This window comes from Isoalcanivorax indicus (assembly GCF_003259185.1).
Taxonomy (GTDB): domain Bacteria; phylum Pseudomonadota; class Gammaproteobacteria; order Pseudomonadales; family Alcanivoracaceae; genus Isoalcanivorax; species Isoalcanivorax indicus.
Genome location: NZ_QGMP01000004.1, coordinates 17,648 through 36,725, shown reverse-complemented (window position 1 = coordinate 36,725; position 19,078 = coordinate 17,648). Strand labels below are relative to the sequence as shown.

The window sequence follows — 19,078 nt, the reverse complement described above, 5'->3', positions numbered from 1 at the left end:
TGTGGACTTTTTCAAGCGAGGATAGCCAATGCGTCCCGACCGTTTTACCACCCGACTGCAAGAAGCACTCGGCGAAGCCCAATCCCTGGCGGCCGGTGCCAGCCAGCCCACGCTGGACCCGGTTCATCTGGTGTTGGCCCTGCTGCGCGCGCGTGGCGGTAGCACCCGCCCGTTGCTGCAGAAAGCCGGCATCAACGTCAACGACCTGGACACCGCCCTGCAACTGGCGATGGAGAAGCTGCCCACCGCCGAGCCGTTTACCGGCGAGGTGCAGATCGGCCGTGCCCTGGGCAGCCTGCTGAACCTGGCCGACCGAGAAGCCCAGCAACGTGGCGATCAGTATATTTCCAGCGAAGCCGCGCTGCTGGCGGCGTGTGATGACAGCGGTGAAGTGGGCAAGATCTTCAAGCGTGCCGGTGTCGTGAAGGCGACGCTGGCGAAAAAGATTGATGAGGTACGTGGAGGCGAAGCCGTGACGGACCCGAATGCTGAAGACAAGCGTGAAGCGCTGGACAAATATACCGTAGACCTGACCACGCGCGCCGAAGACGGCAAGCTGGACCCGGTGATTGGCCGTGATGATGAAATCCGCCGCACCATCCAGGTGCTGCAGCGCCGCACCAAGAACAACCCGGTGCTGATCGGCGAGCCCGGTGTGGGCAAGACCGCCATTGTGGAAGGCCTGGCCCAGCGCATCGTCAACGGCGAAGTGCCGGAAGGCCTGAAAGACAAGCGCGTGCTGTCGCTGGACATGGCGGCCCTGATTGCTGGCGCCAAGTATCGCGGCGAATTCGAAGAGCGCCTGAAAGCCGTGCTCAACGAACTGGCAAAACAGGAAGGCCGCGTGATTCTGTTTATCGACGAACTGCATACCATGGTCGGCGCGGGCAAGGCCGACGGTGCCATGGATGCGGGCAATATGCTCAAGCCCGCCCTGGCGCGCGGCGAGCTGCACTGCGTGGGCGCCACCACGCTGGACGAATACCGCCAGTACATCGAGAAAGACGCTGCCCTGGAACGCCGCTTCCAGAAAGTGCTGGTGGATCAGCCGTCGGTGGAAGATACCATTGCTATCCTGCGTGGCCTGAAGGAGCGCTACGAAGTGCATCATGGTGTGGACATCACCGACGGTGCGATTATTGCTGCCGCCAAACTGTCGCAGCGCTATATCACCGACCGGCAACTGCCGGACAAGGCCATCGACCTGATCGACGAGGCGGCCAGTCGTATCCGCATGGAAATCGATTCCATGCCGGAAGAAATGGACCGCCTGGACCGCAAGCTGATCCAGTTGAAAATGGAGCGTGAAGCGCTGCGCAAGGAAGACGACGAGGCCAGCAAGAAGCGCCTGGAAAAACTGGAAGACGACATCAGCCGGCTGGAGAAGGAATACGCTGACCTGCGCGAGATCTGGGAGGCTGAAAAAGCCAGCCTGATGGGTGCCCAGGAATACAAGGCCGAGTTGGAAAAGGCACGTGTGGAAATGGACCAGGCGCGCCGCGCGGGCGATCTCAGCCGCATGTCGGAACTGCAATACGGTGTGATTCCCGAGCTGGAGAAAAAGGTCAACGACGCCCAGGACCGCGAGCAGGTGGACATGCAGCTGCTGCGCAACAAGGTCACCGACGAGGAAATTGCCGAAGTGGTGTCCAAGTGGACCGGCATTCCGGTGTCGAAGATGCTGGAAGGCGAGCGCGAAAAACTGCTGCGTATGGAAGAGGCTCTGCACCAGCGTGTGGTGGGGCAGGGCGAAGCCGTGGAAGCCGTGGCCAACGCCGTGCGTCGCTCGCGCGCCGGTCTGTCGGACCCGAACCGCCCGAACGGCTCCTTCCTGTTCCTCGGCCCCACCGGCGTGGGCAAGACCGAACTGTGCAAGGCGCTGGCGTCGTTCCTGTTCGACACGGAAGAGGCGATGGTGCGCATCGACATGTCCGAGTTCATGGAAAAGCATTCCGTGGCGCGGCTGATCGGCGCCCCCCCGGGCTATGTGGGCTATGAAGAAGGCGGCTACCTGACCGAAGCCGTGCGCCGCAAGCCCTATTCCGTGCTGCTGCTGGACGAGGTGGAGAAAGCCCACCCGGATGTCTTCAATATCCTGCTGCAAGTGCTGGAAGACGGTCGCCTGACCGATGGTCAGGGCCGCACGGTGGATTTCCGTAACACGGTGGTGGTGATGACCTCGAACCTGGGGTCTGACCTGATCCAGCGGCTGGCGGGAGAAGAGCAGTACGATGCCATGAAGTCAGCGGTGATGGAGGTGGTCGGCGGCCACTTCCGCCCGGAGTTCATCAACCGTGTGGATGAAGTGGTGGTGTTCCATCCGCTGGCCAAAGACCAGATTCGCGGTATTGCCGAGATCCAGCTGGAAGGCCTGCGCAAACGGCTGGCCGAGCGCGATTTGCGCCTGGTGCTGACCGATGAAGCCCTGGATCAACTGGTGGAGGCCGGTTTCGACCCGGTCTATGGCGCCCGACCGCTGAAGCGCGCCATCCAGCAGAAGATCGAGAACCCGCTGGCGTCGGCCATCCTGCGTGGCGACTTCAGTGCCGGGGAGGTAATCCAGTGCGACGCCCGCGACGGCGCCCTGCACTTCGGCAAACCCCACTGACCCCAGCCGGCGGGAGGGGGGTTAGTCGCAGGCCTGCAGGGCGTCGCGGGTTTCGGCCAGCATCTGTTCGCGGCGTTCGGCGTCCAGCGTGATGACTTCGCCGGTGTCCGGGTCTTCCATACGCACCACCGGCCGGTTGACCAGGGTGTCCAGATTGCGCTGCAGTTGTTCGCAGTAGGCAGGATCAGGCCGGGGCACCTGGTTTTCCTCCGCTTCACGCATCTGCTGGCGGGTGGCCTCGCGTTCGGCCTCGGCCTGCTCGTGGCGCTGATCGCGCTCTTCCAGCGCCCGTTGCTGGCCAGAGGGCGTCCGGCCCCAGGTCCGCACTTCGGCCGCATCACGGCCCTCTGGCGGGTTTTCCGTGTAGTGGGTCACCCCTTTTTCATCCGTCCAGCGGTAAAAGGTCTGGGCGCTGGCGGCCTGGGCCATCAGCAGGGTGGCAAGCAGCGACAGTAGCAATGACTTCATTATTATCATCTCCGGTGTTCTCCCCCGAAGTCTGCCGCCCCGGCGAGCAGGCTGCAACCGCAAGTGTTTGACACTACGCACAAATCTGCGACAATCGGGGCTTCCGGAAATCGGGACCCCTGCATCTTACCCAGGTGACAGTGTGGCCGGGACCGGGGGCGTCATTACCGTGGCGTCCATATGCAGTGACACTGCCGCATCGTCCCAGCTTCCGCCTGTCCGCGTTCTTGATGGCCACCTCCACAAGAGCCTCGGGAAACCAAAGTAGGGTTTTCTATCTGCGGACACTCCAGACAGAGATTTGTTGTTAACTGCCGTGCAGGTATCAGCCCCGCCGGGCTGCGGCGTGCTGTGCGGCGCGAACTGAGGTGACAGTTGTGGAAAAGCTATCCGGTGCGGAGATGGTCGTCCGCTCGCTCCAGGAAGAAGGGGTTGAATACCTGTTCGGCTATCCTGGTGGCGCGGTACTGCACATTTACGATGCCATTTTCCAGCAAGACAAGGTCAAGCATATTCTGGTGCGCCACGAACAGGCCGCCACCCATGCTGCAGACGGTTACGCCCGCGCCACCGGCAAGGCCGGTGTGGTGCTGGTAACCTCCGGCCCGGGCGCCACCAATGCCGTGACCGGCATTGCCACCGCCTACATGGACTCCATTCCCATGGTCGTGATTTCCGGCCAGGTGCGCTCGGACTGGATCGGCGATGACGCCTTTCAGGAAACCGACATGGTGGGCATCTGCCGCCCCATCGTGAAGCACAGCTTCATGGTGCGTGACCCGGCGCAGATCCCGGAAATGATGCGCAAGGCCTTCTACCTGGCGACCACCGGCCGCCCCGGCCCGGTATTGATCGACATTCCGAAGGACAAGACCGCACCGCACGTGAAGGTGCCGTTCGAGTACCCGAAGAAGGTCAAGATGCGCTCCTACACCCCGGTGACCCGCGGCCACGCCGGTCAGATCCGCAAGGCGGTAGAAGAGCTGCTGAAAGCCAAGCGCCCGGTCATCTATGCCGGCGGCGGCGTGATTAACGGCGAAGCCAGCGAGCTGCTGACCAACCTGGTGCGCAAGCTCGGCTTCCCCGTGACCAACACCCTGATGGGTCTGGGTTGCTACCCCGCTACCGACAAGCAGTTTATCGGGATGCTTGGCATGCACGGCACCTATGAAGCCAACATGGCCATGCATAATGCCGACCTGATCATGGCCGTGGGCGCCCGCTTTGACGACCGCGCCACCAACGATGCAGGCAAATACTGCCCCGGTGCCACCATCGTGCATATTGATGTCGACCCGGCCACGATCTCCAAGAACGTGCGCGCCGACGTGCCCATCGTTGGCCCGGTACAACAGGTACTGGACGACATGCTCAACATGCTCGACGAACACGGCGGCCAGCCCGACCAGAAAGCCCTGGCCCGCTGGTGGGAAGAGATTGACGGTTGGCGCCAGGTCCACGGCCTGCGCTACGAGACCAATGACGATGGCCCGATGAAGCCCCAGCAAGTCGTGCAGGCGCTGTACAAGGCCACTAACGGTGAGGCCTATGTCACCAGCGACGTCGGTCAGCACCAGATGTTCGCGGCCCAGTTCTATCACTTCGACAAGCCGCGCCGCTGGATCAACTCCGGGGGCCTGGGCACCATGGGCTTCGGCCTGCCCGCTGCCATGGGCGTGCAGTTCGCCTTCCCGGAGGCCACTGTGGCCTGTGTGACCGGTGAAGGCAGCATCCAGATGAACATTCAGGAGCTGTCCACCTGCCTGCAATACGGCCTGCCGGTGAAGATCATCAACATCAACAACCAGGCCCTGGGCATGGTGCGCCAATGGCAAGACATGCAGTACGGCGGCCGCCATAGCCAGTCATACATGGATTCCCTGCCGGACTTCGTCAAGCTGGCGGAATCCTACGGCCATGTCGGCATCCGCGTGGACAAGTTCGAAGACCTGGCGCCCGCGATGGAAAAGGCGTTCAGCCTGAAAGATCGCCTGGTGTTCATGGACATCTACGTAGACCCCTCGGAGCATGTGTACCCGATGCAGATTGCAGACGGCGCCATGCGTGACATGTGGCTGAGCAAGACGGAGCGGACCTGATGCGACGCATTATCTCGATCCTGATGGAAAACGAGCCGGGTGCCCTGTCACGCGTAGTCGGCCTGTTCTCGCAACGGGGATACAACATTGAAACCCTGACCGTGGCGCCGACCGAAGACAGTACCCTGTCGCGCCTGACCCTGACCACCATTGGTGACGACCGCACCATTGAGCGCATCACCAAGCACCTGAACAAGCTGATCGAAGTGGTGAAACTGGTCGACCTGACCGAAGGTGCCCACATCGAGCGCGAACTCATGCTGATCAAGGTGAAAGCCACTGGCGCCCAGCGCGCCGAAGTGAAGCGCACCGTCGACATCTTCCGCGGCCAGATCGTGGACGTGACCAGCTCGGTGTACACCGTGCAGCTTGCTGGTGCCAGCGACAAGCTGGATGCCTTTATCGGCGCCATCGGCGAAACCCAGGTGCTGGAAGTGGTGCGCTCGGGTGTTAGCGGTATTGCCCGTGGAGAGAAAGTGCTGAGTATCTGACGGTGCTTTGATTCACGGTTAATTTGATATCGCGATTAACCAGCAGACCCCGCCTTGAGCGGGGTTTGTTGGTTATGAGGTGGCCTTCATCCCTCCCTCAATCATATACCCCACCATATCTGCCAGCCCCTCGGCCAGCTGGTCGAAGCTGACCGGCGGATTATCTTCACTGAGCTGACTGACCATGCAGGCGATACCGCCCTGGATGATGATGTAGGCCATGACCGGGATATTGGGCAGCCGGGCGTACTGCGGGTTGTGGCTCAGGTACTGCATGGCCAGATCCGACAGGACCCGCTTTACCGGCTCCACATGGGCGGAAGGAAACTGTCGGCCGAGCCAGCGTGCGCAGTTCAGATAGCGGCCGTTGTCACGTTGTAGCAGGTCCCTGAATGCGAACTGCAGTGTGCGCACGGCGTCGCGCGGGGGCATGCGGGTCAGTTCCGGGATCAGGGGCTGAACCATGGCCACCACGTCGCTGGCGAACTGCTGGTTCATGGCGTCCAGGATTTCTTCCTTGTTGGCAAAGTACTCGTACAGGGTGCCGACGCTGACCCCCGCGATATCCGCTACCTTGCGGGTCCCCAGTCCGTCCGAACCGTCCCGCGCCACGGCAATGAACCCGGCCTCGACGATGGACGTAACCGTCTGTTTTGAGCGGGATTGTTGAGGCTTCCTGATTTTGGCCATACCCGAATTGAATCCGATCATCTGTTCGGCTTACTTTGGCAGTACGGCCGTGCGAGGTCAAACCGCAGTCGGCGAACAAGGAGACCCTTCATGGCGATGATCGATCTGGAAAAGATGCTGGACAAGGTCAGGGGCTCACAGTGGGCCCTGGTGGATATCGACTGGGACGCGCCCGGTGCGGAGCTGATTACGGCGGAGCAATGGCCGAAACTGCGCGACTTCATGATTGATCTGGTCTGGATCGAACATGTCGGTGCCCGAGGTTTCGCGGCCATGGCAAAGGGGGCGCCGAACGAGACGCTGCGCCAGCTGTACACCTTCTTCTATGCAGAAGAACAGCGCCACGCGAATGCCGAGATGGCGCTGATGAAGCGCTGGGGCATGCTCGAAGGCGATACGCTACCCGAGCCCAGCAACAATATTCGTCTGGCCGTGGCCTGGATGCAGAATTACGCGGATGACATGCCCTACCATGTCATGGGTACGGTGATCCCGGCGCTGGAAGTGGCCCTCGATGGCGCCTTGTGCCAGTTCCTGCTGGACACCGTCGACGACCCGGTGTGCCATGCCGCGTTCGACAAGATCAACGACGACGAATCCCGCCACCTGGGTGTGGGCTTTACGGTGATGGAGATGCACGGCCATAGTCCGCAAAGTATTGAGGCGGTGCGCATGATGGGGCGTCTTCTGAAGCCGCAAGTGCTGCTGGGCCTGGCGGTGCATTTTCCGTTGCTGAACAAGATGCGCGACAACGTCGTCAAGGCGGGGCTGCCGGAAGAGAAGTTGTACGCCGCCATGGCCAAGTTCGAAAAAATCGGTGGCCGAACAGGAAACAGCCGCAAGAACCTGCTGTTTCGTGCGATCAGCGGCCATAACAAGATCATGGCTGACCGCACGCAGAAGCTTTATCACATCCCTGTGGATCTGATGGTCAAGGTGACGGACCTGATTCCCCAGTGGGCATTGCCGGCCAAGCCGGGCTGGGTGGGTGATGTCACCTGGAAACCCACGGATTGAATGGTCTATCCTTGCAGCGCTTGTGCCTGCTGCCGGTACCATCGCGTACTGGCAGTAATCACCTCCTCAATGGCGGGCTGCGCTATCCCCGTTTTCTGCATGAAAGCCTCTGTTACAGACGTATCGAACCGATTGGGCTGAATAAAATGCAGCGCCTCAGGCCAGGTGTTCATCAGCCGGGGCATGCCCGGTATCCGCAGCAGTGCTGCCAGGATGGGCATCGGCAGATGCTGCCGGGGCGCACGTCTCCCCAGCGCATCAGCAGCAATCGCCAGTAGCCCCTGCAGGTTGGGTGTGGCGGGGTCCAGCGCCAGCAGCCGAGGCGGTGGGCTGTCAGTAGTAGCGGCCAGAGCGATCAGCGTGGCCAGGTGGTCCACGGCCACCAGGGGCAACCAGTGCGCCCGGGAACCGGGCACCATGGCCAAGCGTCCACGCGCCAGATTATCCAGCAGGGCAAACAGGGGCTGCGCGGTATCCAGGGCGCCCGTCACGCTATGCCCGCCCACGGTGGCGGGCTGCACTTCAATCATGTCCAGGCCCCGCTCGGTCGCCAGGGCGCGTACGCGGATGGCGGCTTCCAGTTTGCTGGCTTCGTACCCGCCCGCATGGCGGTAGACACGCTGCCAGTCCACCTGTTCGGGATCGTCGCTGTGGATGCCCAGCCGCTGCAAATGCGCCCGATTCTCCAGCATGAAGCCGCTGACAAACACCAGGCGGCTGCCGTGGTGGCGCGCCAGCTCTGCCGCCGCCAGGCTGCCCGCCACATTGGTGCGATAAGCGGTCTGGCGATCCAGCTGCCAGGCAAAGCGCGCGCCGAGGTGGATGACCACGTCGGGCGCGGCGAGATCGTCGGGCAGGCCCAGCCCCGGGAGGTCGAGGTCGCCCTGCACCCCGTGGATGAAGTCGCCCGCGCCGCCCAGAGCGTCCACGTGCTCACGCAGAACAGGAAGCTGCGTGTGCGGCTGGCGTAATACCGCGCAAAGCCGATGCGCGTCGCGGGTCAGTTGCGCGCAAACATGGCGACCGATAAAGCCGGTGGCGCCGGTGATCAACAGGGTCATGGCAGGTCTCCGATACAGGGTCTGCCGTCACCCTAAAGGGTAGAGTATGCTCTAAGGTCAATACCCCGGAGGCCTCATGCAGATCGCAGAGCTGGAGCAACGCACAGGTGTGAGCAGGTATACCCTGCGCTATTACGAAAAGGCCGGTCTGCTGCAAGAGGTGGAACGGCGCGGTAACAACTACCGCGACTATGCCGACAAGGCGGTAGAGCGCGTGATCATGGTGCGTCAGCTCAAGGCGCTGGGATTTTCCCTGCGTGAAATCCGCGAGGTGCTGGATGCGCTGCGCAGCGACAGCATCGACTGCGAACAGGGCGCCCGGCTGATGGCCGAAAAACGCTCAGCGGTGAACCGGCGCATCGCCGAACTGAAAGAAGTCAGCCTCATGTTGGGTCAGGAACAGAAGCGTCTGGAGGCCAGTGCAGCGGCCTGTCGTGAAGCGCCATGAGCAACGGGGGGAGCAGTTCAGAGCCCGTATTGCAGATGCGCGAGCGAGTGCGCGAGATCATCAACCGCGAGCTTGAGGATGGGAAGGCGAAGACCGAGAAGTCCTGGTACTGGGGCAACGTCGGACCCACGGTGCGATCCGCCGCTGAAGGCGCCTGGGCACTGGCTGAGTCGGTGCCGCTGACGGGCAATCCGCTCGATTACCTTGGCGTGCTGATCCCGAAGCTGCAAGCGCGCCGAACGGCCGTGCGCGCGAGTTTGTTCGACGAAGAGGGCTACGCCCTGGCCACCTACCATATGATTATCCGCGACGTTCTGGCCTTGTACCGCGCCGCCGGCGGTACACAGCTGACGGACGAGACGGATGAGTAGTCGATAACCTGACCGCATAATAGTGCAGAGGTGATGACGCAAGTAAGCTGATCAAGTAGATTCTGCTTTTCTTATACTTATAAAAAGGAAACAGGTATGTCCGAGGGGAATGAAGGGATCAATGTGCGTGCTCGGGCGGCGGCTGTAGCCTCGCTGATTGTCGTTGTCACCCTGTATATGCTTTACAAGCTGGTATCGCCGGGCTTCCCGTTCAGTTTGCTGCTGGCGCCGGTTATTTTCGGTCAGGCCATCCTGTATCTGATTCTTGAAAAGATCGGTTTGGCCAGCGCCGTCGGCGAGAATGCGCTGCTGGTGCTCACCTGGATCGCCGGGGGGCTGGGCCTCTGGTATGTGTACTACAAAATCGTGTACTTCGTGCTCTGGTTGCTGGGCCTGTACAAGCCGGTCCAGGCGGTCACGGAAGAAGGAGAAGGTGCGCAGTCGGTTACTACAGAAGATGGCTGGCTGTATCGTGTGGGCCTGGTGCTCAGTGTGCCCCTGTTCGCTGTCGTGGTGTTCTGGTGGCATGCAACAGGCTATGACTCACAGCATTCCCGCCAGCACAGAGTCGTACTCACCGCTGCTGAAGCATCATGCTCTGGAAGGTCATTTTGTGTTGAGCGTATTGAGCAGCACTTCGAGTCCTGTTTCAGTACTCACTTTACTCGCCAGGGCACTCAGTGGTTGAGAGCGCGCTATGCCATAGAGCGAGAGGCTTTTCGCGATTGCCTGTTTCCACAGAAGAAGTCGTAGGTGCGCAGCGAATCGTTTCCCCAACCAGTGACCGGTAAAGGTTGAAGCCCCGGGAGAGAATGAATGCGTACAACCATCCTGGCGTTAGGCGCCATGCTGGCTTTCCAGGCTCATGCCGAAGAGCTGTTTGCGCTTAACGCCGGCGCCGAGTGGTTCTATGAGATGGAGGGTGGCGAGGCGTCGGAGGCGGTAGTGCGCATCGACGAGGCGCGTTCTGTCCATGGCGTGGTCTGGTATCGCCTGGATGAGTTCGGCGATGTCTTCTGGGTCCGCAATGGCGATGGCGGCCAGATCGAGGCTGTTGAGGCGGGTGACGAGGGTCCTGATGAGAAGCGCTTTTTTGAGGAGGTGCTGGTATTCCGCTATCCGGCGGAGCCGGGGGAGCGTTGGGAGCTGTTCGACACTGAGTTTACGTATCAGGGTTTGCGGCCTGTTGATGTCCCGGCCGGGCGCTTCGATTGTCATGCATACCATCTGGATATGGGCGATGGTCGTTACGCCCTGTCATGCTTTGTGCCGGAAATCGGGTTGGTCTATAACGAGTCGGTGCTCGATGACGGGGAGAAAACGGTAGCCCGCCTGGCGCGATTCGAACCATCTCCTGACCAATGACCCGACGACCATCAGAAAATCCCCGCACTGACAGGCCGTTTTGCCGAACCGGCCTGAGCCGGTCGGGCAGGGCGGCGGTGCACGCTGCCCATTTGACCAGAGCCTCAACCGGAGACTCAACCGGAGACCCAACGTGATGCTGAACGTGCTGTATATCGGCCTCGGGGTGCTGTTGCTCACTTGTGGTGGCGAGGCATTGATAAGAGGCGCGCTGGCGGCTGCCCGGAGATTGGGCGTATCGCCCCTGCTCAGCGGCCTGCTGATCGTTGGCTTCGGCACGTCAGCACCAGAGCTGGTGGTGTCTGTTGACGCGGCGCTCAATGCGCGACCGGACATTGCTGTGGGCAATGTCGTTGGCAGTAATATCGGGAATATTCTGCTGATTCTGGGGCTGTGTGCGCTGATAACACCGCTTGCCGTGAAACCGCTGGCGCTGCGCCGGGATGCCGTGACGGTTGTGGCTGCCAGCATCCTGTTTCTGGTGCTGGTAGGTGGGAGTGCGCTGGCGAGATTCGATGCAGCGATACTGCTGCTTGCGTTGTTAGGGTATCTGGTCTGGGCATATCGAACAGAGCGCTTCGGCGGAGCGCCTTCGGGCGCACTGCACGAGGCGGAGGCGCAGGAGCTGACGGCGATACCTGGCAGTGCGTTCGGGATCGTTGCGGCGTCTGTGCTGGGGCTGGTGCTTCTGGTCCTGGGTTCCCGGGTCTTGCTGACAGGGGCGGTGGGGATCGCGGAAGCATTCGGCGTATCAGAGGCGGTGATCGGCCTGACGCTTGTAGCGGTGGGCACATCGTTGCCAGAGCTTTCGATTTCCGTGATCGCCGCATTTCGGCGGCATGCAGATGTCGCGATCGGGAATATTCTGGGCAGCAATATCTTCAACCTGTTGGGTATTCTGGGGATTTCCGCATTACTTCAGCCGCTGCCGGTCCATGCGCGAATTTTACAGTTTGATCAGTGGGTGATGCTGGCTGTATCGCTGCTGCTGTTGGTCTTCCTGTACACAGGCAGGCGGTTAAGCCGGATTGAAGGCGGATTACTTGTGTTGGGCTACGGTGTTTATCTGGGGCTGAGTTTTACGGTGTTTGGCGCATAGCGTATGGAGGTACGAAGTACCGGCCCTATACGATGAGATAATGCTCGGCTGAATGATGAGGCAAGCCTGTTTGATGCGTGGGGAAATTGGCATTCGTAAGTTGGGCATCGCACAGACCGAATTCTGATCTTCAAATATCTTGGGCAATGCATCCTTGGCCTGTGTGAGTGCACGGTCAGGATGTGACCCGACATGAATGGCTATATGGAGATCAGATTATGAACAAGGATCAGGTCGAAAGTAACCCGAGCGAACAGGACAAGAAGGCCAGAGAGGCAGCGAGAAAGGCAGCCGAGGGCGGAAACCAGAAGCAAAAAGATGAAACGGGCAAGCATGGCGATAACAACGGCGCGGTGCTGGGCGACATCAATGACGACGCCGGCAAGGAGGCCAAATGAACGACTCCATGGTTAAACCCCAGGGTATGGCTGGCGCCAAGGGCGTTACAGGGGCTGGTCCTGTGCTGCTGAGTGCCAGCACCTGATGTATGGGCTGCTTGAACCGCCCCGGGTACCGCGGAGGCTGGCGGGATATAACCCGTCGGTTCGATCAGTTCAATGTGCGAGTGACAGCCATCTGCCCCGTTACCGCCAGATAAGCCGGTAGTCAGTATCGCACCTTCGCAGACACCAGCGGCAGCACTCTCTTCTCGTCTTGTTCCTTGATATTGCGATGCAGATCACGCTGCACTTCACAGGGGCTGAGACGGTTTATCTCTTATGTCTCATCCTGTGAGCGAACCTGTGCGCGAACCTGTGAGGGTGACACGTGACAGAACACATGGCGTTGTGGCGGTGCAATTGAACGCATTTCGTCTCTTCGTGCCATAAGTGGCGTCTTCTCTCCCCTTTGTGCCACAACGTGGTCAGACTTTTCATCGTGTTTGCCACGGAGAGAGATCATGTATTTCGGACTGATGCGACATGCCGCCTGCACCGTTTCTGCCTTGTTGGTGTCACTGCTGCTGTTTGGTTGCAGTACGACAGGGGGGTATCAATCGCTCATACCGCCCCGCCCGGTGACGCCATCGGCAACCACCGCAACGGACATCGCCCCCGGGGACGAGAAGGTGGTGCACGTGGAGAGGTTTGCTGAAGCCTCGGGACGATTCCCCGCCCAGATTGCGGTGGCGCGTGTGGTGCCACGCAGTGAGCATCGCGGTAGCCACATGTGCCATGCACAGAGCCGGTATTGCCTGGTCGCCTCTCGGGATATCGAGTCCCAGGAGCAGTATTCCCGGCTGGTGTCGCTGCCCGGCATCGCCGGTATGCGTATGCTGACACCACTGATCGTGGCCGGGCAGATCGCCGATATGGATGATTTGCGTGTGGCTGCCGGGGGGCTGCAGGCGGATATGTTGCTGGTGTATACGCTGCATCGGCAGGAGGACGTCTCCATCGGTCGGAGCTGGCCACTGGACCTGGCATCGCTGGGTTTGCTGCCGAGCCAGCAGAACAATCTGGTGATCACAGCGGCCGCCACGCTTTATGACACCCGCACGGGCTATGTTTACGGCACGCTGGAGTCTGCTGCCCGGGCCGACCTGCGCACGTCTGTGTGGAACGCCGGGCAGGTCGATGTGTCCCGTCTCGCCGCTCTGGAGCGGGAGGCGTTTGCCACCCTGGTGGAGCGCTTTGAAATGCTGTGGGGGAATGTGGTGCACACCTACGCCGCAAAGTGATGGCATCTCCGGCGGGGGCCGCTTCGCGTATACTCTGTGGCAAACGCCACCCGCCAGGGTGCCCGCACCGGTCAGAGGGATTATCTGCGCTTCATGAAAACCCCCAAGTCATTGATCCCGTTACAGGAAGAAGGCGTTATCAGCGAAGTCTTGTACCAGTTGCAGAGTGGCAAGGAGGCCACGGTGTACCGGGTGCGTGCTGGCAGCGAGGAGCTGTGCGCGAAGGTATACAAGGATGCTACCCGGCGCAGCTTCCGGCAGGCAGCGACCTACCGGGAGGGCCGTGGTACGCGCAACACCCGTGATGCCCGTGCCATGGCCCGGGGTTCGAAGTTCGGCAAGCAGGTGACCGAGGGCAGTTGGCGTAATGCGGAGGTCGATGCCCTGTATCGCCTGGCCGAGGCCGGGGTGCGGGTGCCCAAACCCTATGGGGTGTTCGACGGCATTCTGCTGATGGAGTTGATTACCGACGATGAAGGTCAGGCGGCGTCGCGGTTGTGCGAGCTGGTGTTCAGCGAAGACGAAGCCCTGGAAATACATGAGGAGCTGATCCGTGAGGTGGTGCGCATGCTGTGTGCCGGCGTCGTGCATGGTGACCTGTCGCAGTACAACATCCTGATGGATGCATGGGGGCCGGTGATTATCGACCTGCCGCAGGCGGTGGATGCCGCAGGTAATCCGCATGCCCGGGGCATGCTGGAGCGGGACGTGAACAATCTGCGTGATTTTTTTGCCGAGTTCGCGCCCGCCTTGCGCGACACACGGTATGCCGCCGAAATCTGGGGTCTCTACGAAGACGGCGCCCTGACGCCGGAGACGCCGCTCACCGGGCACGCGGAAGAAGACCTGCACGAGGCGGACCTGATCAGCGTGCTGCGCGAGATCGAAGATGCACGCCTTGAGGAAGAGGCACGCCAGCGCCGCATGCAGGAATCTGAGGACGATTGAGACCGGGAAAAACAATCTGTAGCTGGCCCGATTGGGCTGCGATAAAGTCATCAAGCCTGATGATGGATCTGGTGAGCGAGTGGTGGGGCAAGCATGATTGAGCGAATCTTCAGGGGCAGTCGGCTTCTGGTACTGGTGGCGGTAGTCGTTTGCGCCATATCGTCGGTGTTGCTCTATGGGGCTTCAGTCAACATTATCCTGAACGTGGCGCTGGACGTAGTCCGTGATATTCCTGCCTCTGCGGATGGCGGCAAGAGTCTGGCGGTACGATTGCTCAAGTTGCTGGACCTTCTGTTGATCGCAATTACCTTCCAGATCATCGCCGTGAGTCTGTATCGTCTGTTCATCCGGCAAGTGTCGGTAGAAGAGAGCAAGTTTCTGAGCGCTCTGGATATCCGCAGCTTTCATGATCTGAAGATCACCCTGAGCCAAGTGGCGGTGGTCATCCTGGTGATTCTGTTTCTTGAGCAGGCTGTGCAGGTCGGCGCCACACTCGAAACCCTGTATCTGGGCGCAGCGATTGGCATCGTCATCGCGGCGTCGGTGTATGCCTGGAAGCATATGAAGCATTGAGCGCTCTTGCCGAGGGTGTGTGCCGGCCTTCAAGGGAAGCGAGCTGAAGGCCAGTACAGGTATGGCAGAGAGTACGGCGTGTATCATCATTCCTCAGAAGAAGAACAGATACCCCAGTTCGATCTGATTCGCTTCAGCGTCAAAGAAGCGCGTCAGGGTCACGGTAAAGCGGTCATAGGACAGTCCGGCACGCAGGCTGGCTTGATCCACCAGATCATTGGTGTCGTACCGCAGCACGCCTTCGAGCAGCAGACGCGGATCCGGTGCGGTGCGGAAACCCGCTTCCACACCGAAGCCGACATCATCGAGGTTATCCGAAGCGCCCTCGATGCTCACCAGCTGGAAGTTCAGATCCGCCGCCGCATAAGCGATGGTCGGGTTGGCCATGTCCAGGCGCGTCTGGTAACCCGCGCCCAGGTAAGTGCCGAAGGTGGAGACATCGCTGGTGGCAAAGCCGCCAAAGCGCACATCCATATGCACCACGATCCCATTCCCGTCGTTGTTGTCGCTGAAGCCAGAGGCGTCATACCAGCGCCAGAAAAGCCCATCCAGGTCATTGTCGTCATTGGTGTACACACCAATGGTGTTCAGGCGCAGCATCCACTCGGGAGTGTCGCCGGTTTCAGCCAGCGCTGTGGTAGAGAGTCCCCCGGTGAGCAAGCACGCGGCCAGCAGGCCATTTACGATCTTCTTTTTCATCGTTGTCGTTCCTCGGTGTGTAGAAAGCAGCCAGACGCTGCCCTGTATGTGAAGCGGGGGTTGGGAGGGACCGGGGAGGCCGTTTGAACCGCGGCGGCAAGGCAGTGATGCAAATGAGACCCCCTAAGCATATAAGTCGGCCCATTGCGTGTAAGTTTGGACGCTTGTTTCGGTTTCTGAACGCTTGGGGGAATAATGCTGAATAAAATGTCTACCGCCTCGGCGCTGCTCGGGGCGGTATTGCTGTTGTCTGCCTGCGGCGGCGGCTCGGGTTCATCAGGCCAGGGGCCGGGGCAGAACGTCGGCCCGCCCTGGATGGACAGCCTGCATCACGGGGCGTTATCGGTGCAGCATCTGGGCCCCACTGAGGTGGTGATCGACTGGCCGATGGTCGACGGCATCACCTACGACCTCTATATCACCGCTGAACAGAATACTGACCCCACCAACCACGGCGCCTATGGCGCCACGCTGATCCCGGATGCCCAGCCGCCGGTCCAGCATGCTGGCCTGGTGCCCGGCGAGCCGGTGTATGCGGCCCTGGGGATCGACGGCGAACTAGTGGCCTGGACCAGCTTTGTGCCCAATGTCGCGGGTTTGAATGGCGCGCCGCGGGCGCAGGCCGTGGCCGACGACGGGGTGCGTTTCGTCGGTGGCAACTTCACGGTGGTGTCGCCGGTGGTGGGGTTCGGGGCCGCGTTTGCCAGAACGGCCGATGCACCGCATGCACTGGCGTTTCCCGAGGTCAACGGCCCGGTGGACGCGGTGCTGTCGGATGGCGAAGGGGGCTGGTTCATCGGCGGACGCTTTACCACGGTTGGAGGGCAGTCCCGCGCGCGGGTCGCGCATATGGATCATCTCGGCCGGGTCACCGACTGGAACCCGGGTGTGACAGGGAGCGCCGTGGAGGCGTTGCTGCTGCATGACGATGTGCTGTACCTCGGTGGTCAGTTCAGCGCGGTGGGAGGCGTGCCACGCCAACAGCTTGCGGCGATCACTCGCACTGGCGAGGTGACGGCGTGGGGCGCGAGCGTTACAGGCAATGCCAGCGTGGCGGTGAGGGCGCTCGCCCTGCGTGACGGGCTGATCTATGTCGGCGGGAATTTCAACGCGGCGGCGGGTATGCCGCGACAGCGCCTGGCAGCGTTCGATCTGGAGGGCGCCCTGGTGGACTGGGCGCCCGTGCTGAACGCTCAGGTGTTCGCGCTGCTCGTGCACGACGGGGTGCTATACGTGGGGGGCCAGTTCTCGCAGGTAGACGGAGCGTCGCGGGGCATGTTGGCCGCGTTTAACGCAGACGGCGCGCTGACCTCCTGGGGCACTGCAGCCACCATCGGGAATCCCGTCAAGGCCCTGGCGGCCTATCAAGGTGTGATCTATATCGGTGGCGAGTTCGGCACGCTGACAACGGGCTCGGGCCCCGGCCTGGGCGCCATGAATACGGCCGGGGAAATATTGAGCTGGGCGCCTGCACCGTACGGAAATACGCTGGGTATTGAGGCGCTGGCGGTGCGCGATGGCGTTATTTACGCAGGCGGCCGTCAGGCCACAGGTACTCAACCCGCTGAGCCGTGGCCGTGGATGTGGGCCTTCGATACGTCGGGGGCGAGCGTGCCCTGGGCCGCCGGGGTCAACGGCCCGGTCAATGCGCTGGCGGTGGATGACACCACGGTCTACGCCGGCGGGAACTTCACCGGCCTGCGTGGCGTCTGGCGGCACCGTGTGGCCGCATTCGGGCCAGCGGGCAACCTGCTGCCCTGGGCACCGGTTCTGACGGGCGGTGGCACGGCGGCCGGTCATGTCAATGCGCTGGCTACCCAGGGTGAGCGCATTGTTATCGGTGGCGGGTTTACCCATGTAAACGGGGCGCTTCAGCCACGTCTGACCGCGATGGAACGAAATGGTGATCTCGTCAGCGCGCCCGCCTTCAGCGATGCCATTCGCAGCCTTGCCATGGTGGGGGATCAGCTCTACGCAGGAGGTGAGTTCACCGTGGCGAATAACAGCCATGACCAGCCTGATGTGGTACGAGAGCGACTGGCGCGTCTGAATATCGGCGCATCCGCGCTGACGCTGGCGGATGCGCTGCCAGCGGTCAAGGAGGGTGCCGTGACGATGATGGCGGCGGCGGGTAGCACCCTGTACTTCGGCGGCAGCTTTACGCAGGTGGGCGTGAGCACGGTGCCCGGGCTGGCGGCCATGGAGGGAGGGGCCTTGCTGGACTGGACGTCGGGCTTGCCGGGCTCGCTGCGTGCGCTGGCAACGGGTAACGGGCGGCTGGCGGTGGGTTATGCAGCCCACGGCTCGGCGGGCATGCCGTCTTTTCTGGCGCTCTACGATGGCGACGGCGAGCTTGTGAATACGGGGCTGTCACTCAACCAGGCGGTGCTGGCGCTGGCGGCCGATGACACCACGCTGTATCTCTCTGGCGATTTCAGCCAGATCCGTGGCGATACGCCGCGTGCGGGACTGGCAGCGGTGTCACTCCATGACGGGACGCCGCGGCCGTGGCAGCCGGTGCTGGACAGGCGGCCGGACGGGCTCGCGGTCCACGACGGCACCGTGTACGCCATCGGCGAGTTCAAGCATGCAGAGGGCCGGGTGCGCGCGGGCATGGCCGCCTTTGATCAGGCGGGTAATCTGCTGTTGCGCTGAGCCTGCCAGTGGCCGCGCCAGTTCCCGGTGGCCTGCCGATGGCGAGTATAGATGTGCAGGGCGTACTGGCCTGTCGGGCGCTCGCGCAGCGCCTGTTGCACGGCCAGCAAATCGGGGCTGATGTGCGCGGCGCTGTCCCGTGCTGCTGGCGCATCAAGCGAGTCGGGGACCGACCAGGGTGTGCCAGGGGGCAACAGGATGGGCCCCAGCATGCTGCACAGGGCGATGTCCGCCAGGCTCAACGTGTCGCCGACCATAAAATCACTGCTGCGCGACTGTGCCAGCGCGTCAGCCTGATCAAGCAGTACGGCCAGGGCCTGACGTGTGGCGGGGATATGGCGGGGGTGCGCCTTGTACAGATATTTTACGGCGGCGCGAAATGTGGCTTCTGCCATGCGACGTTTGAGCGCAGAGACCGGCGCATCCTGAAAATACATGGCCACCGGAATGGGGGTGTCGATCAGGTGCGACATGACCAGTTGGCGCACCTTCTCGCCGATGCGTTCCGCCAGGATATTGATCGCCAGTTGAGCGCCGCGCCGATGTGGGTTGGTGTCGAGAAGGGGCGGCCTGTCGGGGTAGTGGTTGTCCAGATGCAGGGCAATGGCCGTGCTGTCGCCCACCCATTGGCCATTGTCATTCAGCGCGGGGATGGTAGACACGCGGGTGTGCGGCCATAAATAAAAACGATGCAGCCCCGGATAAAGATTGCGAAGCTGATAATCAAGACCTTTGGCGTCCAGCAGCCAACGGCCTTTTTCCGCGAAATGTGACAACGGGAACTGATACAGGATACGAGTCATAA

At 61.5% G+C, this 19,078-nt stretch carries 19 protein-coding genes; 14 read left to right on the top strand and 5 right to left on the bottom strand.

Annotation, left to right across the window (positions count from 1 at the left end; genetic code table 11):
• The first annotated feature begins 28 nt into the window (after window positions 1-28).
• Complete coding sequence (clpB, locus tag DKW65_RS14640) at window positions 29-2,608, top strand: ATP-dependent chaperone ClpB (protein WP_111658177.1); 2,580 nt, start codon at window positions 29-31, stop codon at window positions 2,606-2,608.
• A 21-nt stretch (window positions 2,609-2,629) separates the two neighbouring features.
• Here clpB and DKW65_RS14635 read toward each other — a convergent pair whose 3' ends face one another.
• Entirely contained in the window at window positions 2,630-3,076 is a 447-nt protein-coding gene (locus DKW65_RS14635; protein ID WP_162925898.1) for a DUF4124 domain-containing protein, read from the bottom strand.
• A gap of 377 nt (window positions 3,077-3,453) precedes the next feature.
• On the opposite strand from DKW65_RS14635, the gene DKW65_RS14630 reads away from it, so the two are divergent.
• Window positions 3,454-5,175, top strand: a complete 1,722-nt coding sequence (locus DKW65_RS14630; RefSeq protein ID WP_111658175.1) for an acetolactate synthase 3 large subunit — start codon at window positions 3,454-3,456, stop codon at window positions 5,173-5,175.
• Complete coding sequence (gene ilvN / locus DKW65_RS14625; RefSeq protein WP_111658174.1) at window positions 5,175-5,666, top strand: acetolactate synthase small subunit; 492 nt, start codon at window positions 5,175-5,177, stop codon at window positions 5,664-5,666. The genes DKW65_RS14630 and ilvN overlap by 1 nt, the downstream gene beginning before the upstream one ends.
• 72 nt (window positions 5,667-5,738) lie before the next feature.
• Here the strand turns inward: ilvN and DKW65_RS14620 are convergent, their stop codons facing one another.
• Complete coding sequence (locus DKW65_RS14620) at window positions 5,739-6,356, bottom strand: TetR/AcrR family transcriptional regulator (RefSeq protein ID WP_162925897.1); 618 nt, start codon at window positions 6,354-6,356, stop codon at window positions 5,739-5,741.
• Window positions 6,357-6,446: 90 nt separating this feature from the next.
• On the opposite strand from DKW65_RS14620, the gene DKW65_RS14615 reads away from it, so the two are divergent.
• Window positions 6,447-7,373, top strand: coding sequence for a ferritin family protein (locus tag DKW65_RS14615; RefSeq protein ID WP_111658172.1), 927 nt, complete (start codon window positions 6,447-6,449; stop codon window positions 7,371-7,373).
• Window positions 7,374-7,378: 5 nt separating this feature from the next.
• Here the strand turns inward: DKW65_RS14615 and DKW65_RS14610 are convergent, their stop codons facing one another.
• Entirely contained in the window at window positions 7,379-8,434 is a 1,056-nt protein-coding gene (locus DKW65_RS14610; RefSeq protein WP_111658171.1) for an SDR family oxidoreductase, read from the bottom strand.
• Window positions 8,435-8,510: 76 nt separating this feature from the next.
• Here DKW65_RS14610 and DKW65_RS14605 point away from each other — a divergent pair, with 76 nt between their 5' ends.
• The 9 genes from DKW65_RS14605 (at window position 8,511) to DKW65_RS14565 (ending at window position 14,919) form a co-directional block, all read left to right on the top strand.
• The gene (locus DKW65_RS14605; protein WP_111658170.1) at window positions 8,511-8,882 is read left to right on the top strand and encodes a MerR family transcriptional regulator; all 372 of its coding nucleotides are present in this window, start codon (window positions 8,511-8,513) and stop codon (window positions 8,880-8,882) included.
• Between the two features lie 35 nt (window positions 8,883-8,917).
• Window positions 8,918-9,253, top strand: a complete 336-nt coding sequence (locus DKW65_RS14600) for a hypothetical protein (RefSeq protein ID WP_111658169.1) — start codon at window positions 8,918-8,920, stop codon at window positions 9,251-9,253.
• Between the two features lie 96 nt (window positions 9,254-9,349).
• A complete protein-coding gene (locus DKW65_RS14595; protein WP_111658168.1) occupies window positions 9,350-10,006 on the top strand; it encodes a hypothetical protein in 657 nt (218 codons plus the stop codon).
• A 63-nt stretch (window positions 10,007-10,069) separates the two neighbouring features.
• On the top strand, window positions 10,070-10,618 hold the full coding sequence (locus DKW65_RS14590; RefSeq protein ID WP_111658167.1) for a hypothetical protein: 549 nt from the start codon (window positions 10,070-10,072) through the stop codon (window positions 10,616-10,618).
• Between the two features lie 136 nt (window positions 10,619-10,754).
• Window positions 10,755-11,717: a calcium/sodium antiporter gene (locus DKW65_RS14585; protein ID WP_111658166.1), complete on the top strand. Its 963-nt coding sequence runs from the start codon at window positions 10,755-10,757 to the stop codon at window positions 11,715-11,717.
• Between the two features lie 218 nt (window positions 11,718-11,935).
• Window positions 11,936-12,115, top strand: a complete 180-nt coding sequence (locus DKW65_RS14580) for a hypothetical protein (RefSeq protein WP_111658165.1) — start codon at window positions 11,936-11,938, stop codon at window positions 12,113-12,115.
• A gap of 503 nt (window positions 12,116-12,618) precedes the next feature.
• Window positions 12,619-13,398, top strand: coding sequence for a hypothetical protein (locus DKW65_RS14575; protein ID WP_111658164.1), 780 nt, complete (start codon window positions 12,619-12,621; stop codon window positions 13,396-13,398).
• A 93-nt stretch (window positions 13,399-13,491) separates the two neighbouring features.
• Complete coding sequence (locus DKW65_RS14570; RefSeq protein WP_111658293.1) at window positions 13,492-14,346, top strand: PA4780 family RIO1-like protein kinase; 855 nt, start codon at window positions 13,492-13,494, stop codon at window positions 14,344-14,346.
• A 93-nt stretch (window positions 14,347-14,439) separates the two neighbouring features.
• Window positions 14,440-14,919 carry a YqhA family protein gene (locus DKW65_RS14565; RefSeq protein WP_111658163.1) on the top strand — a complete coding sequence of 160 codons (480 nt, stop codon included), beginning with the start codon at window positions 14,440-14,442 and terminating at the stop codon, window positions 14,917-14,919.
• A gap of 93 nt (window positions 14,920-15,012) precedes the next feature.
• Here the strand turns inward: DKW65_RS14565 and DKW65_RS14560 are convergent, their stop codons facing one another.
• The gene (locus DKW65_RS14560) at window positions 15,013-15,618 is read right to left on the bottom strand and encodes a hypothetical protein (RefSeq protein WP_111658162.1); all 606 of its coding nucleotides are present in this window, start codon (window positions 15,616-15,618) and stop codon (window positions 15,013-15,015) included.
• Between the two features lie 195 nt (window positions 15,619-15,813).
• Between DKW65_RS14560 and DKW65_RS14555 the strand changes: the two genes are divergently transcribed.
• The gene (locus tag DKW65_RS14555) at window positions 15,814-18,273 is read left to right on the top strand and encodes a hypothetical protein (protein WP_111658161.1); all 2,460 of its coding nucleotides are present in this window, start codon (window positions 15,814-15,816) and stop codon (window positions 18,271-18,273) included.
• Here the strand turns inward: DKW65_RS14555 and DKW65_RS14550 are convergent.
• Window positions 18,246-19,076: a glutathione S-transferase family protein gene (locus tag DKW65_RS14550; RefSeq protein WP_111658160.1), complete on the bottom strand. Its 831-nt coding sequence runs from the start codon at window positions 19,074-19,076 to the stop codon at window positions 18,246-18,248. The two genes, DKW65_RS14555 and DKW65_RS14550, sit on opposite strands and share 28 nt — an antisense overlap.
• Window positions 19,077-19,078: the final 2 nt, after the last annotated feature.

What these genes read in the sequence shown, in the direction of transcription:
- DKW65_RS14610 (WP_111658171.1), bottom strand. Translation starts at nt 8,434, where the DNA reads ATGACCCTGTTGATCACCGGCGCCACCGGCTTTATCGGTCGCCATGTT.
- DKW65_RS14585 (WP_111658166.1), top strand. Translation starts at nt 10,755, where the DNA reads ATGCTGAACGTGCTGTATATCGGCCTCGGGGTGCTGTTGCTCACTTGT.
- DKW65_RS14550 (WP_111658160.1), bottom strand. Translation starts at nt 19,076, where the DNA reads ATGACTCGTATCCTGTATCAGTTCCCGTTGTCACATTTCGCGGAAAAA.
- DKW65_RS14595 (WP_111658168.1), top strand. Translation starts at nt 9,350, where the DNA reads ATGTCCGAGGGGAATGAAGGGATCAATGTGCGTGCTCGGGCGGCGGCT.
- DKW65_RS14560 (WP_111658162.1), bottom strand. Translation starts at nt 15,618, where the DNA reads ATGAAAAAGAAGATCGTAAATGGCCTGCTGGCCGCGTGCTTGCTCACC.
- DKW65_RS14580 (WP_111658165.1), top strand. Translation starts at nt 11,936, where the DNA reads ATGAACAAGGATCAGGTCGAAAGTAACCCGAGCGAACAGGACAAGAAG.
- DKW65_RS14635 (WP_162925898.1), bottom strand. Translation starts at nt 3,076, where the DNA reads ATGAAGTCATTGCTACTGTCGCTGCTTGCCACCCTGCTGATGGCCCAG.
- DKW65_RS14615 (WP_111658172.1), top strand. Translation starts at nt 6,447, where the DNA reads ATGGCGATGATCGATCTGGAAAAGATGCTGGACAAGGTCAGGGGCTCA.
- DKW65_RS14555 (WP_111658161.1), top strand. Translation starts at nt 15,814, where the DNA reads ATGCTGAATAAAATGTCTACCGCCTCGGCGCTGCTCGGGGCGGTATTG.
- clpB (WP_111658177.1), top strand. Translation starts at nt 29, where the DNA reads ATGCGTCCCGACCGTTTTACCACCCGACTGCAAGAAGCACTCGGCGAA.
- DKW65_RS14590 (WP_111658167.1), top strand. Translation starts at nt 10,070, where the DNA reads ATGCGTACAACCATCCTGGCGTTAGGCGCCATGCTGGCTTTCCAGGCT.
- DKW65_RS14570 (WP_111658293.1), top strand. Translation starts at nt 13,492, where the DNA reads ATGAAAACCCCCAAGTCATTGATCCCGTTACAGGAAGAAGGCGTTATC.
- DKW65_RS14565 (WP_111658163.1), top strand. Translation starts at nt 14,440, where the DNA reads ATGATTGAGCGAATCTTCAGGGGCAGTCGGCTTCTGGTACTGGTGGCG.
- DKW65_RS14575 (WP_111658164.1), top strand. Translation starts at nt 12,619, where the DNA reads ATGTATTTCGGACTGATGCGACATGCCGCCTGCACCGTTTCTGCCTTG.
- ilvN (WP_111658174.1), top strand. Translation starts at nt 5,175, where the DNA reads ATGCGACGCATTATCTCGATCCTGATGGAAAACGAGCCGGGTGCCCTG.
- DKW65_RS14605 (WP_111658170.1), top strand. Translation starts at nt 8,511, where the DNA reads ATGCAGATCGCAGAGCTGGAGCAACGCACAGGTGTGAGCAGGTATACC.
- DKW65_RS14600 (WP_111658169.1), top strand. Translation starts at nt 8,918, where the DNA reads ATGCGCGAGCGAGTGCGCGAGATCATCAACCGCGAGCTTGAGGATGGG.
- DKW65_RS14620 (WP_162925897.1), bottom strand. Translation starts at nt 6,356, where the DNA reads ATGGCCAAAATCAGGAAGCCTCAACAATCCCGCTCAAAACAGACGGTT.